This window comes from Streptococcus sp. HPH0090 (genome assembly GCF_000411475.1).
GTDB lineage: Bacteria > Bacillota > Bacilli > Lactobacillales > Streptococcaceae > Streptococcus.
Genome location: NZ_KE150464.1, coordinates 502,216 through 515,655, shown reverse-complemented (window position 1 = coordinate 515,655; position 13,440 = coordinate 502,216). Strand labels below are relative to the sequence as shown.

Annotated in this window: 13 protein-coding genes and 1 pseudogene; 13 read left to right on the top strand and 1 reads right to left on the bottom strand. The window is 38.9% G+C overall.

Annotated elements, in window-relative coordinates; all coding sequences use genetic code 11:
* Positions 1–22: 22 nt before the first annotated feature.
* The 6 genes from HMPREF1481_RS04510 (at position 23) to HMPREF1481_RS04485 (ending at position 3,733) form a co-directional block, all read left to right on the top strand.
* On the top strand, positions 23–640 hold the full coding sequence (locus tag HMPREF1481_RS04510; RefSeq protein ID WP_025173263.1) for an SAP domain-containing protein: 618 nt from the start codon (positions 23–25) through the stop codon (positions 638–640).
* 181 nt (positions 641–821) lie between these two features.
* Positions 822–1,388 (top strand): hypothetical protein, encoded by a 567-nt coding sequence (locus HMPREF1481_RS04505; protein ID WP_016465875.1) that lies wholly within the window; start codon positions 822–824, stop codon positions 1,386–1,388.
* Between the two features lie 105 nt (positions 1,389–1,493).
* The gene (locus HMPREF1481_RS04500) at positions 1,494–1,736 is read left to right on the top strand and encodes a hypothetical protein (protein WP_016465874.1); all 243 of its coding nucleotides are present in this window, start codon (positions 1,494–1,496) and stop codon (positions 1,734–1,736) included.
* 260 nt (positions 1,737–1,996) lie between these two features.
* Positions 1,997–2,383 carry a hypothetical protein gene (locus HMPREF1481_RS04495; protein WP_016465873.1) on the top strand — a complete coding sequence of 129 codons (387 nt, stop codon included), beginning with the start codon at positions 1,997–1,999 and terminating at the stop codon, positions 2,381–2,383.
* Between the two features lie 45 nt (positions 2,384–2,428).
* The gene (locus HMPREF1481_RS04490; RefSeq protein WP_016465872.1) at positions 2,429–3,310 is read left to right on the top strand and encodes a diacylglycerol/lipid kinase family protein; all 882 of its coding nucleotides are present in this window, start codon (positions 2,429–2,431) and stop codon (positions 3,308–3,310) included.
* A gap of 111 nt (positions 3,311–3,421) precedes the next feature.
* Complete coding sequence (locus HMPREF1481_RS04485; RefSeq protein WP_016465871.1) at positions 3,422–3,733, top strand: hypothetical protein; 312 nt, start codon at positions 3,422–3,424, stop codon at positions 3,731–3,733.
* Between the two features lie 52 nt (positions 3,734–3,785).
* Here HMPREF1481_RS04485 and HMPREF1481_RS04480 read toward each other — a convergent pair whose 3' ends face one another.
* Positions 3,786–4,805, bottom strand: a complete 1,020-nt coding sequence (locus HMPREF1481_RS04480) for a hypothetical protein (protein ID WP_016465870.1) — start codon at positions 4,803–4,805, stop codon at positions 3,786–3,788.
* A 250-nt stretch (positions 4,806–5,055) separates the two neighbouring features.
* Between HMPREF1481_RS04480 and HMPREF1481_RS04475 the strand changes: the two are divergent.
* The 7 genes and pseudogenes from HMPREF1481_RS04475 (at position 5,056) to aguB (ending at position 13,335) form a co-directional block, all read left to right on the top strand.
* Positions 5,056–6,072 (top strand): annotated as a pseudogene (locus tag HMPREF1481_RS04475) (hypothetical protein).
* 597 nt (positions 6,073–6,669) lie between these two features.
* Complete coding sequence (locus HMPREF1481_RS04470; protein ID WP_016465868.1) at positions 6,670–8,124, top strand: aminotransferase class I/II-fold pyridoxal phosphate-dependent enzyme; 1,455 nt, start codon at positions 6,670–6,672, stop codon at positions 8,122–8,124.
* Positions 8,125–8,985 (top strand): polyamine aminopropyltransferase, encoded by an 861-nt coding sequence (gene speE / locus HMPREF1481_RS04465; RefSeq protein ID WP_016465867.1) that lies wholly within the window; start codon positions 8,125–8,127, stop codon positions 8,983–8,985.
* Positions 8,982–10,241, top strand: coding sequence for a saccharopine dehydrogenase family protein (locus HMPREF1481_RS04460; RefSeq protein WP_016465866.1), 1,260 nt, complete (start codon positions 8,982–8,984; stop codon positions 10,239–10,241). Before speE ends, HMPREF1481_RS04460 begins: the two co-directional genes overlap by 4 nt.
* Positions 10,241–11,368 carry a carboxynorspermidine decarboxylase gene (gene nspC / locus HMPREF1481_RS04455; RefSeq protein WP_016465865.1) on the top strand — a complete coding sequence of 376 codons (1,128 nt, stop codon included), beginning with the start codon at positions 10,241–10,243 and terminating at the stop codon, positions 11,366–11,368. The genes HMPREF1481_RS04460 and nspC overlap by 1 nt, the downstream gene beginning before the upstream one ends.
* A complete protein-coding gene (gene aguA / locus HMPREF1481_RS04450) occupies positions 11,365–12,450 on the top strand; it encodes an agmatine deiminase (protein ID WP_016465864.1) in 1,086 nt (361 codons plus the stop codon). The genes nspC and aguA overlap by 4 nt, the downstream gene beginning before the upstream one ends.
* 9 nt (positions 12,451–12,459) lie before the next feature.
* The gene (aguB, locus tag HMPREF1481_RS04445; RefSeq protein ID WP_016465863.1) at positions 12,460–13,335 is read left to right on the top strand and encodes an N-carbamoylputrescine amidase; all 876 of its coding nucleotides are present in this window, start codon (positions 12,460–12,462) and stop codon (positions 13,333–13,335) included.
* The last annotated feature ends 105 nt before the right edge of the window (positions 13,336–13,440 follow it).

Sequence of the window (13,440 nt, the reverse complement as noted above, 5' to 3'; positions counted from 1 at the left end):
TTTGAAAGGTGGAGGTGATGGTTTGACGGAAAATAGACCTAGTTTTAAAGAAATCAAATCATTTGAAGAATTTAACCAATACTATTGGTATCGAGAGGAACTTTCCCAAATTTGTAAGTCTCTTGGATTAGAGTACAGAGGTACGAAGAAAGAATTGACTTTTATAATTGAACAGTATTTTCAGGGAAATAAAATAGAGAAATCTTTGAGAAAAAGCCATAAAACTCAATCCGAAGTAATCACTTTAGAGACTCCGCTCCTGAACTGTGGGTTTTCTTTTAACCAGAAGTTTAGAGATTATTTTTCAGCAGTAACAGGGGTCAGTCCGTTTAAATTCAATGCGGATATGGCAACCGCTTGGCGAAAAGTAAAAAGGGATAATGATTTACAATTTACGATTCAAGACATGATTAAAATTTATTATGGAGAGTCAGATTACGCCAAATATGATCATTCGGCTTGTCAGTGGAATCAATTTTTAAAAGACTTTTGTTCAGATAAAAGTAGTCATCAGTATGCGAACAAGCTAACCGTTGCAGCAATCCTTTGGAGGGAAGTTCGAGATTCAAAAGATGAAAAAGTTTATTCCAAACAGCTTCTGAAAGAACATAGCCATAAAATAGAGGCGTATCGTAAATAAGCAACTACTCTTTCTTCTATCTGATCCATTGTTGCGAAAGCCTCTACGTACCTTTTAAAGGATTATAGATAGGGTTCCTCATGAAGGCAGGTCTACTGGATGTACATCGTGAGCGTTTGTTTCATGATAATTGACGGCAACATAATAATGTTTAGAACGAAAAAGCTTAGGAGGGTTTTCGATGGTTATATTGGAATTGTATCAAGGTGATTATCAAAAGGATTTAGTCGCTTTTGATTCTTTAGAAGAAGGGAGAGCCTTTGTAGCTCAAATTCCGGGATATACTTTAGAAACAGAAGATGGGTTTGAAGTGGAGTATGTGAACCCCAAACAATTGCCGGATTATACGGAAATTGTCTTCAATGGAAATATTGTCCCTTTATCTAGATTTTCGTTTAATCCTGAGGAAAATGTGGATATTATTTGGAAAGAAATTTCGAATCTATCCGCTAAAAACGATAAAGTGATCGAAGGCGCTACAAAAATCGATGCGTATGTCGTTAACAACGATGAAGTGAAAGCCTATGTCGAAGCCAGAGAAGCTAACTTCAGAAAGGCAAAAGACTTCTTAGAACGCAACGGATATGAAGTCGACAGAAGCTTTTTTGGAAGCGAAGACGGCGAAGCAATTCTCTACAGAAAACACGACACCGAAGATTGGCACTTCTTATGCCACTTAGACCCGCTGTTTGTAGAGATTGAAGATGTAGAGGGATATGTGAAAGAAGCGATGAATGCTATTCAATAGCCAACCAAAGTTCGTTTTGAGTTACTATCACGTCTTGTGTGAGCTGATTGACCATCAAATAGTAAACCTTTAGCATTGCTAGTTTCTTAAGGAGAAATATCTATCATGAAAATGGAAATCGGGAAAACCTATCTTGTAAAAAAAGATATTTTTGGTTTAAAAAAAGATGAACTTTGGACTTTAGTTGACAAGGGTTATCAGGCTTATTTTGGTGAACATAATTTCGTATTTGTCAATGATGATAAAGTGAAGGTATTTGCAGTTTTGCAAGATGGTTCAGAAGAAGATATGCGAATCTACCATCATCCTGATGACTATCTTGAAGAAGTCGCTCATGAGAATTTCTAGAAGAGGATGCGAGTTGCAAATTGAAAGCTCTTACTTTTAATTAAGCTTAGACCTAATTAATCAATTTTAGGTTAAGAGTTTATATTTGAAATAGAGTCTTCATAGAGACTTTTTCGTTATAAAAACATTAGACTGAAACAAAGGTGAAAACCATCCGCTTCAGTCTTTTTTTCTGTTTATGTAGTATAATATAGGATGTAGGTATTTTATTTTTTAATAGTTTTTTCAAGAATGAAAATTCATCTAGAAAGAGGAAAAATATGAAACAATCACTTGAATTTTTAAGAGAAAGAATCACCAATAAGATGCCCTTGGAGGGAATGGTCGCAATCTTTGAAGACTTGTGTCGTGAGCCTATTGATGATGAAATGATTTTGTTTGAAGTAGGGACATTTACAAGTATATCTGATAAACCCTTGTTTCAACCATCATTAGTAAGGCAAGCTCCAAATGAAGATGAAGAGTTTTATCAAGTTCACCTTGATATTTTCTATGAAGCTAGTCAAGAGAATCAAATCTTTAGTGAATCAACCTGGGATGAAGATATAGAGGAAAATATCTTTGATTACATTAGAGCTTCAGAGGTATTTAACTATGCTAAAGAACAGGAATACCAAGCGGTCAAGATTTATATGGACCAAACTTGAGATGGTTAGTTAAAGTGAGAAAATCTAATGACAGGAGAATTATAAATGAAAAAAATTATGGTAATCATCAATCCAACCTCTGGAGGCGAAAAAGCCTTGGATTATAAAGTCAAACTGGAGAATAAAGCTAGAGACTATTTTGAAGATGTGGAAATTAAAATTACGGAGAAAGCGCAAGACGCCACAAACTTTGCAGAAGAAGCTTCTCGTGAGCGATATGATGCTGTTCTTGTTTTTGGTGGAGATGGGACTGTCAATGAAGTAATCTCAGGTATCGCGGAAAAAGACTACATTCCTAAACTCGCGATTATCCCAGGAGGAACTGGAAATCTCATTACGAAATTTTTAGAAATCAATCAAGATATTGACGGTGCGATCGACGAGCTTGATTTTAGTTCTACCAACAAGATTGATATCGGAAAATCAAATGGAAACTATTTTGGCTATATCTTTAGTATCGGCTCTTTGCCAGAAGCTATCCACAACGTTGGGATAGAAGATAAAACAAAGTTTGGTATGCTCGCCTATGCGATTAATACCATGAAGTCTGTGGTTACAGATCAAGCATTTAACATTACAGTTGAGACAGAAAATGGAAATTACATCGGCCCAGCCAGTCATGTCTTGGTTCTCCTAACCAATTATTTCGCTGACAAGAAGATTTTTGACGAAAACAAGGATGGCTATGCTAATATTTTGATTCTAAAAGATGCATCGATTCTTACTAAATTGTCTGTAATCCCTGATTTATTAAAGGGAGATGTTGTCGTAAATGATAATATCGAGTATCTGAAAGCTCGTCATATCAAGATTTCTTCAGATACTGAATTAGAAACGGATGTTGATGGTGACAAATCCGATAATCTACCTGTAGAAATCAAGGTCCTAGGGCAGCACATCGAAGTCTATTCTCAACCGAAAGAATAAGAATTTTTAACAAAGGAAAACATAGACGTGGGTAACTAGATACACCATTATCATGACTAGTGATACTAGCTCTCATACAAAAACAAGTCGTTAAAGATAAGGAGTAGATATATGGAATTACAAGATTTTACCGAAAAAGAACAAGAAATGATTAAAAAGGGATTAACTTTCTCTAAACTGAGTGATAAAGAAACTGCGGATAAGATTATCGCCTTAATCCCTCAAGAATATATAAAACGTATACCGTTTTTCGTTAGAAAACATGCTATTACACGTACTGTCAAGAGAATCTCGCTCGAGTACCCAGAATTATACGCAGTCGCTGAACAAGAAGGCCAGCTTCCAGAAAAGGAAGCTCAAGAATTGCGACAAATTCTTAAAGATATTTTCCAAGAAAAAATGAACAAGCATAAGATTAAGTAGTTTTTAATCATTTACTTAATCCTATACTTGCTCGTATTGAAATGATACTATCTTATTCCCATATACTGTGTTGGGCTCTGACACCATAGCTATCTAGGGAACCATCTGAATTGAACTTGGCTTCAATCCGGTATCTTTTCCAGAGGTCGTAATCTGCTGTTTGAATAGTCAGAATGAATTTGGTATCCTTATCAGAGACATTATAATCAGCAGGATTGACTTCAAAGATATCGATTAATTTTCGTGTTTGAAAATCTTGGAGCTTGAGATTTGCTAGCTTGACATGATTGATGGAAATTTCTTCTAGTTGATTGCTATCCTTGGGTGTTCTGTAATAGGTGATGACGCAGTTTTTAAGTTGATCAGTATCTTTTCCTGTAGGAGTAAGGCTCATAAAGCCATAGGATTGATCATTCCGCTTGACTTCAAGAAGCTGACCGTAGTAGAAGTGGTCATTTTTTGGGTTGGTTATAGGATTATTTGCACCTTTATCTTCGAAGGTGAATCCTTGCTCTAATAGCTCGGACGCCTTGGTCTCTCCGATAATGACAGTAGTATCTCGAATGGTTACTGTAACTGGTTGAGCTGGAAGACCACTCATCATCATGCAAAACATAAAAACATAACTCGTTAAAAAAGCTGTCCCAATAACAGCGTTGGTTGATGCATAAGCATGACTGTTATGAAAGTTTTTTCTTATAGCCAGTACTACAAATTTACCAAAACTTTTTAGAATCATACAAACAAGTACGATGAAAAATTGTTTTTTCAAACATTCATAAATGGCTTGAGGAAAGCTATTGCCATGATAGTAGAAGCCAGCCAATACCAGTAGATTTACGATTAGATAGATTAGAAAGAACCAATGAATCTCTTTAAGGGCATTAGCATCAGTGATTTCTTCATAGTCAACGTGAATTCTTCCTTGAACAGCATGGCCAAGTTTATAAATCCATTTGGGAATGTCTTTGCCTTTTTTAACCGCAACTACAAGTCTAATATAGAGGTAAATGGTAAAGGATAAGGAAAGAAAGAAAAGAGCATAAAAAGCCAAAACAATACTAGTGAACATGACTATTTCTCCTTTTTTTACCAATGGATACAGAACACTTAATTACCTCCATTATAGCACTTTCTTGGGAAATATAGCCAGAAATATCAGCAAATCCTTAAAGATAAAAAGGTGGGAATCATTGCCATTTATGCTATACCGATTATACGGATAGAAGGTAGTCCTTTCTTACTAATCGTTTTATTTGTTGGGAATTGGACATTAAAGAGAAAGATAAGATTTGAGAGAGAACGTAAAGGAGTAGAGAGCCATGGGTAGAACGGTAATTATAGGTACTTTAATAGTTTTTACAATCTTTAATCTGCTGCTCGATCTGGGCTTTTATCTTTTTCTTAAGAAAAGGAGAGAGAATGGACAGTAATTGTACGAAACGGCTGTAAACCAACAAACTCGAACAGAAAAACTGGGTTTAGGAGAGATTTTGGTCTACCTGACCTTGATTGCAATCGCAGGTATGTTTGCTTTTCAGACCTTAAATAGAGGTGGTGTGGGGAATTCTATTTTAGCCAAAATGATTATCCTACCAGCACTAATGGCTCTTTTCAATGCAAGAAAAAGGACTGGAAAGTCTTTACTCGCACTCCTTATAACTTTTATGGTCTTTCTAGTAGGGGTCATGTTTAATCTCACGATTGGTTTGCCACCTCAAGCACCGGTTTTACAAATTAATGAAAGTAAAATCACTTTGGCAGAAACCAAAGCAAGCGATCTGATGGAAGCTGGATTTGATATCTATGTAAGACAGGGTGATGGTGGTAGCGACTACGAAGACCTTCTGACAGATGGTAGTTTCCAAAAGTATCCAGGCGATAAAACAGTTACCATCGAAAAAGGCTTCAGACTGGATAGCAATGCTGTCCCTTACGCTCCCTTTCTTCTTGTAAAAGACGGTATAGTACTTGGTAGTATTTCCTTTTACGGTGCTGCAGATAAGGATGTGGTTCTAGAAAACTCTAAGGTTATTCAGGTACGGTTTAACAAGGAAAGTATCAAGGCAGCCAAAGAACATTCTATTGTTTTCAAATTGGATAAACTGGACTTAACCTCTCAACTGGAACTTCCCCTTGTGCAAGAAACATTCAAGAAGCATCTATGGTCAATTCCTCCAACAAGTACAAAGGATGTCACTCAATTGTGGTATGGATTACAGTGGTTGAGTAACAGTGACTCTCTATTTTGGAATGAGTATTATAGTCTCATTCGCCTAGATGAAAATTATTTGATGACTGATTTTGAACTAGCTTGCCAAATAGCGAGAGATGAGTAAATAGGATTTTGAATAGTTGACTATACTTATAACTAATTGATAAACTGAGTATTTTAGTTCCTTTTTAATTTTTTTGAACTTATTTTAAAACGGTTTCTATTTAATGGTTCGTTGAATTTCACGAACAAAATATTAAATTGTTTAAAAAAAGTTCTAAAAATACTTTACAAGATAGTGAAAACATGATATAGTAATGAAGCTTAGAAAATGAGATGATGTTTTCTAGCAAATATAAACCCGAGTAAAAAATGCCTACGGACAGGCAGGGTTGAATGCCGAAGCGTGGTTGAAAAGCCACATTATTGATAGGGTTAAAAGCCTACTTTTATAAGTTGATGTTAGGACACTTGTCCTAATTCGTATAGATTTGTTAGTGTGGTGAAAGCACACGTCATCTTGTGAAACGATCAATAAAGTACGTAATATTTGCTACTAGAGAGTTAGGAAACATCAGGAACAGACATACTCAAAAGAAACAAACATAAACACGTCAGTAGATTGTAGAGCAGGTGCCAACCTGCTCTTTTTTCATAAGTATCCTTTAGAGCCTTACATGCTTAAGGTGTAAAAAATATGATAAAGGAGTATGTCTTTATAATGTTAAATCAAAACCAAGCTCCCATCTATGAGGGGTTGGTCAAGTTACGAAAGAAAAGAATTGTACCTTTTGATGTACCAGGTCATAAGCGTGGCCGTGGGAATCCAGAGTTGGTTGAACTTTTAGGGGAAAAATGTGTAGGTATAGATGTTAACTCTATGAAGCCATTGGATAATCTAGGACATCCCATTTCGATTATCCGAGAAGCAGAGGAACTAGCTGCAGAAGCTTTTGGAGCGGCTCATGCCTTTTTAATGATCGGTGGAACAACATCATCAGTACAAACCATGATTCTCTCCACCTGTAAAGCAGGTGATAAAATCATTCTTCCTCGAAATGTTCATAAGTCAGCCATCAATGCGCTCGTTTTGTGTGGCGCTATTCCCATCTATATCGAGATGAGTGTGGATCCAAAAATCGGTATTGCTTTGGGGCTTGAAAATGATCGTGTGGCACAAGCTATTAAGGAACATCCAGATGCCAAGGCTATCCTGGTCAACAATCCAACCTACTATGGAATTTGTTCGGATTTAAAGGGCTTGACAGAGATGGCTCACGCTGCAGGAATGAAAGTCTTAGTAGATGAAGCTCACGGAGCTCATCTGCACTTTACAGATAAACTTCCTCTATCTGCTATGGATGCAGGAGCAGATATGTCAGCAGTGTCTATGCATAAATCTGGTGGCAGCTTGACTCAAAGCTCGCTCCTTCTCGTTGGTAATCAGATGAACCCTGAGTATGTCCGCCAGATCATTAACCTCACCCAGTCAACATCAGCATCTTACTTGCTGATGGCAAGTCTCGATGTTTCTCGTAGAAACTTAGCCCTTCGTGGTAAAGAGTCCTTTGAAAAGGTCATTGAGTTGTCCGAATATGCTCGTCGTGAAATCAATGCCATCGGTGGCTACTATGCCTACTCAAAAGAGCTAGTAGATGGTGTATCTGTTTGTGATTTTGACGTTACTAAGTTGTCAGTCTACACCCAAGGTATCGGCCTAACAGGTATCGAGGTTTATGACCTTTTGCGAGACGAATATGACATTCAAATTGAGTTTGGTGATATTGGCAATATCTTGGCCTATATTTCAATCGGTGACCGCATTCAAGACATTGAGCGCTTAGTGGGTGCGCTAGCTGATATCAAGAGACTCTACTCAATAGATGGAAAAGATTTGATTGCTGGCGAATATATCCAACCAGAGTTGGTGCTATCTCCTCAGGAAGCCTTCTATGCAGAGAGAAGAAGCTTAACATTAGACCAGTCCGTTGGCCAAGTCTGTGGGGAATTTGTCATGTGTTACCCTCCCGGCATCCCAATCCTAGCGCCAGGTGAACGGATTACACGAGAAATTGTCGATTATATTCAATTTGCCAAAGAACGTGGTTGTTCCCTCCAAGGAACGGAAGATCCAGAGGTCAATCACATCAATGTTATTGAGAGAAAGGAGAACTAAATGGATTTATGGTTTTCTGAAGTTCATACTCCAGATGTGAAATTGTCTCTGAGAACAGCCAAACAACTCTACGCTGGTAAAAGTGAATGGCAGGATATCGAAGTTTTAGACACGCCTGCTTTTGGGAAGATATTGATTTTAAATGGGCATGTCTTGTTTTCAGATGCAGATGATTTTGTCTACAATGAAATGACGGTTCACGTGCCTATGGCTGTCCATCCCAATCCAAAGAAAGTCTTGGTTATTGGGGGTGGTGACGGAGGTGTTGCCCAGGTATTAACACTCTATCCTGAACTGGACCAAATCGATATCGTGGAACCGGATGAGATGCTAGTAGAGGTTTGTAGAGAATATTTCCCAGACTTTGCTGCAGGACTTGATGACCCTCGTGTCACTATTTATTATCAAAATGGATTGAGATTTTTGAGAAACTGCGAAGATGACTACGACATTATTATCAATGATGCGACAGATCCATTTGGACATACAGAAGGTCTTTTTACCAAGGAATTTTACGGCAATAGTTATCGAGCCTTGAAAGAAGACGGGATCATGATCTATCAGCATGGTAGTCCTTTCTTTGACGAAGATGAGTCAGCATGCCGAAGCATGCACCGCAAGGTCAATCAAGCCTTTCCAATTAGCCGGGTTTACCAGGCCCATATCCCTACCAGTCCTGCTGGCTATTGGTTGTTTGGATTTGCATCGAAAAAATATCACCCTGTCAAAGATTTTGACAAGGAAGGCTGGAAAAAACGCCAGCTATTCACAGAATACTATACTGCAAACTTACATATTGGTGCCTTTATGTTGCCTAAGTATGTAGAAGACATTTTAGAAGAAGAGGAAAGAAAAAAATGAGTCGTTTATTAGTTATTGGATGTGGGGGCGTTGCCCAAGTTGCTATATCAAAGATTTGCCAAGATAGCGATACTTTTAAAGAAATTATGATTGCTAGCCGTACCAAGTCAAAATGTGATGACTTGAAAGCTAAATTAGAGGGAAAAACAAGCACTAAAATTGAAACAGCTGCTCTTGATGCTGACAATGTCGAAGAAGTCATTGCCTTGATTGAAAGCTACAAGCCAGAAGCTGTTTTGAACGTAGCTCTACCATACCAAGATTTGACAATTATGGACGCTTGTTTAGCAACAGGAGTCCACTATATCGACACAGCCAACTATGAGGCTGAAGACACAGAAGACCCTGAATGGCGTGCTATCTATGAGAAACGCTGCAAAGAACTTGGTTTTACTGCCTACTTTGACTACTCATGGCAATGGGCTTACCAAGAAAAATTCAAAGAAGCTGGCTTGACCGCTCTTCTTGGTTCTGGTTTTGACCCAGGTGTAACCAGCGTCTTTACTGCATATGCATTGAAACACTATTTTGATGAAATCCACTATATCGACATTTTAGACTGTAATGGTGGGGACCACGGTTATCCATTTGCAACTAACTTTAACCCCGAAATCAATCTACGCGAGGTGTCTGCACCAGGTTCTTACTGGGAAGATGGAAAATGGGTAGAAGTTGAAGCCATGTCTATCAAGCGTGAGTATGATTTCCCTCAAGTTGGTCAAAAAGACATGTATCTCCTCCACCATGAAGAAATTGAATCATTGGCTAAAAACATCCCAGGTGTTAAACGTATTCGTTTCTTTATGACTTTTGGCCAATCCTATCTAACTCACATGAAATGCTTGGAAAATGTTGGGCTCCTTCGTACAGATACCATTAACTTTAACGGTCAAGAAATCGTGCCAATCCAATTCTTGAAAGCCTTGCTTCCAGATCCTGCAAGTCTTGGTCCACGTACAGTTGGAAAAACCAATATCGGATGTATCTTTACAGGTGTCAAAGATGGCGTTGAAAAGACTATCTACATCTACAATGTTTGCGACCATCAGGAGTGCTACGCAGAAGTTGGTTCACAGGCTATCTCTTACACAACAGGTGTTCCTGCCATGATTGGAACAAAATTAGTGATGGATGGCACTTGGAGACAACCTGGAGTGTTTAATCTTGAAGAGTTGGATCCAGATCCATTCATGGAAGCTTTGAATAAATACGGTTTGCCATGGGTTGTGGTTGAAAATCCACAAATGGTGGACTAATGAAGTTAGAACAAGTACCAACACCTTCTTATATCATTGACTTAGGAAAATTAGAAGAGAATTGCCGCATTCTGCAACAGGTTCAAGAAAAAACCGGCTGTAAGGTTCTACTAGCTCAAAAGGCTTATTCTCTCTATAAAACCTATCCCCTAATTAGCCAGTATCTATCAGGTACGACAGCTAGTGGACTCTATGAAGCGAAGTTAGCTAGAGAAGAGTTTCCGGGGGAAGTCCATGTATTTGCGCCTGCTTTCAAGGAATCAGATATGGAAGAGCTACTGCAAATATCGGATCATATTGTTTTTAACTCAGAGAGACAACTACGAAAATATGGTCAACGTTGTCGTGAAGCTGGTATCAGTGTGGGTCTTCGGATCAATCCTCAATGTTCAACGCAGGGTGACCACGCGCTTTATGACCCTTGTGCTCCTGGCTCTCGTTTTGGAGTAACTTTGGATAAGATACCAAGTGATTTATTGGAATTGGTTGACGGACTTCATTTTCATACCCTCTGTGAGCAAGGGGCAGATGATTTACAAACGACTTTGAAAGCAGTAGAAGACCAGTTTGGTACCTATTTGCATCAAGTTAAATGGCTCAATATGGGTGGTGGACATCACATTACAAGAGATGACTATGATGTGGAATTACTGATTTCTGAGATTAAACGTATTCGAGAAACTTATAACCTTGATGTCTATGTCGAACCAGGTGAAGCCATTGCCCTTAATGCGGGCTATCTAGCGACAGAAGTCTTAGATATTGTTGAAAACGGGATTGAGACCTTGGTGCTAGACGCCTCGGCAAGTTGTCATATGCCAGATGTCCTTGAGATGCCTTATCGCCCCCCATTGAGAGATGGATTTGAAGTGCAAGAAAAACCTTATACTTATAGACTCTCTTCAAATACTTGCCTGACAGGGGATATCATTGGGGATTACAGCTTTGAAAAACCGATTAAAATCGGCGATCGCCTCTATTTTGAAGACATGGCTATTTACTCATTTGTCAAAAATAATACCTTTAACGGGATTGGGCTTCCAAGTTTGTATCTCATGGATAAAGAGGGTGAGTGCAGTCTAGTCAAAGCTTTTGGTTACCATGACTTTAAGGAGAGATTATCATGATTGACAGCCCAAAGAAATTAGGTTATCGTATGCCTGCAGAGTATGAACCCCATCATGGGACTCTTATGATATGGCCGACGCGACCAGGGTCTTGGCCTTTTCAAGGGTTGGCCGCTAAAGCAGCTTTTAGCCGTATTATCAAAACCATTGCCCAAGGGGAAACAGTCTACCTTTTAGTAGACCAGAATTATTTGTCTGAAGCCCAATCCTTTCTTGGAGACCAGGTCGTTTATCTAGATATCCCAACAAATGATGCCTGGGCTCGTGATACTGGTCCAACTATTCTCCTTAATGATAAAAGGGAAAAGTTGGCGGTAGACTGGTCTTTCAATGCCTGGGGTGGCTCATATGACGGTCTTTATCAAGACTATGAAGCAGATGACCAAGTGGCCAGTCGCTTTGCAGAAGTTTTAGAGATACCTGTTTACGATGCCAAACCTTTTGTACTAGAAGGTGGAGCTATTCACAGTGACGGTCAAGGAACTATACTTGTGACTGAAAGTTGCCTTCTCAGTCCGGGTCGCAATCCTCATATGACTAAAGAGGAGATTGAAAAGACTTTACTAGAGAGTCTTGGAGCTGAAAAAGTCATCTGGCTTCCTTATGGCATTTATCAGGATGAAACCAACGAACACGTCGATAATGTGGCAGCCTTTGTTGGCCCAGCAGAGATTGTCTTAGCTTGGACGGACAATCAGGATGATCCTCAGTATGCCATGTCTGCGGCGGATCTAGCTCTTTTAGAGAAGGAAACAGATGCAAAAGGTCGAAGTTTCACTATTCATAAACTTCCAATCCCAGCTATTCATCAAGTAGTTACAGAAGAAGATTTGCCGGGATATACTTATGAAGAAGGCGAAGAGGAGCGTTATGCAGGTGAAAGACTAGCAGCTTCCTATGTGAATTTTTATATCGCCAATAAATCTGTCTTGGTGCCGCAATTTCAAGATGTAAACGACCTAGTGGCCTTGAATATTCTGAGCCAGTGTTTCCCAGACCGTGAAGTTGTCGGAATTCCTGCAAGAGATATTCTTTTAGGTGGTGGAAATATCCACTGTATTACCCAACAAATTCCAGAATAGGAGAAAAAGATGAGAAATGTAACGGTTGCAGCTATTCAGATGCAATGCGCTAAGGATGTTGAAACGAATATCCAAACAGCTGAACGTTTAGTTCGACAAGCTGCTGAGCAGGGAGCCCAAATTATTCTCTTGCCTGAATTATTTGAACGTCCCTATTTCTGTCAGGAGCGTCAGTATGACTACTACCAGTATGCCCAGTCGGTGACAGAAAATACGGCTATTCAGCATTTTAAAGAGATTGCCAAGGAACTAAAGGTCGTTTTACCAATCAGTTTCTATGAAAAAGATGGTAATGTCTTATACAATTCCATTGCTGTCATTGATGCGGATGGAGAAGTACTGGGCGTTTATCGTAAAACTCATATCCCAGATGACCATTATTATCAGGAGAAATTCTTCTTTACACCTGGAAATACTGGTTTCAAGGTCTGGGACACTCGCTATGCCAAGATTGGAATTGGGATCTGTTGGGATCAATGGTTCCCTGAAACTGCCCGTTGTCTTGCTCTAAATGGCGCAGAATTACTTTTTTATCCAACAGCTATTGGATCAGAGCCTATTTTGGATACAGATAGTTGTGGGCATTGGCAACGTACCATGCAAGGGCACGCAGCAGCAAATATAGTACCAGTCATTGCGGCTAATCGTTATGGTTTGGAAGAAGTCACTCCTTGCGATGAAAATGGAGGACAAAGTTCAAGTCTGAATTTCTACGGTTCATCCTTTATGACCGATGAAACAGGAGTTATCTTGACCCAAGCAGAACGACAAGGCGAAGCTATCCTGTTAACAACTTATGACCTCGACAAAGGAGCAAATGAGCGCCTAAACTGGGGCTTGTTTAGAGACAGAAGACCGGATATGTATAAAGATATTATCAGATAAAAAAGCCTAGTATAGGCTTTTTTCTGTAAATACTATAGTAATTTTTGATAATGTCCTAGGATTCTGATAAAATGGGGTATAAGAAGTTAATAAGAAAGAGAAGCA

Coding starts and splice junctions, on each gene's coding strand:
- HMPREF1481_RS04505 (WP_016465875.1), top strand. CDS start 822: ATGGTTATATTGGAATTGTATCAAGGTGATTATCAAAAGGATTTAGTC.
- HMPREF1481_RS04500 (WP_016465874.1), top strand. CDS start 1,494: ATGAAAATGGAAATCGGGAAAACCTATCTTGTAAAAAAAGATATTTTT.
- HMPREF1481_RS04495 (WP_016465873.1), top strand. CDS start 1,997: ATGAAACAATCACTTGAATTTTTAAGAGAAAGAATCACCAATAAGATG.
- HMPREF1481_RS04490 (WP_016465872.1), top strand. CDS start 2,429: ATGAAAAAAATTATGGTAATCATCAATCCAACCTCTGGAGGCGAAAAA.
- HMPREF1481_RS04485 (WP_016465871.1), top strand. CDS start 3,422: ATGGAATTACAAGATTTTACCGAAAAAGAACAAGAAATGATTAAAAAG.
- HMPREF1481_RS04480 (WP_016465870.1), bottom strand. CDS start 4,805: ATGTTCACTAGTATTGTTTTGGCTTTTTATGCTCTTTTCTTTCTTTCC.
- HMPREF1481_RS04470 (WP_016465868.1), top strand. CDS start 6,670: ATGTTAAATCAAAACCAAGCTCCCATCTATGAGGGGTTGGTCAAGTTA.
- speE (WP_016465867.1), top strand. CDS start 8,125: ATGGATTTATGGTTTTCTGAAGTTCATACTCCAGATGTGAAATTGTCT.
- HMPREF1481_RS04460 (WP_016465866.1), top strand. CDS start 8,982: ATGAGTCGTTTATTAGTTATTGGATGTGGGGGCGTTGCCCAAGTTGCT.
- nspC (WP_016465865.1), top strand. CDS start 10,241: ATGAAGTTAGAACAAGTACCAACACCTTCTTATATCATTGACTTAGGA.
- aguA (WP_016465864.1), top strand. CDS start 11,365: ATGATTGACAGCCCAAAGAAATTAGGTTATCGTATGCCTGCAGAGTAT.
- aguB (WP_016465863.1), top strand. CDS start 12,460: ATGAGAAATGTAACGGTTGCAGCTATTCAGATGCAATGCGCTAAGGAT.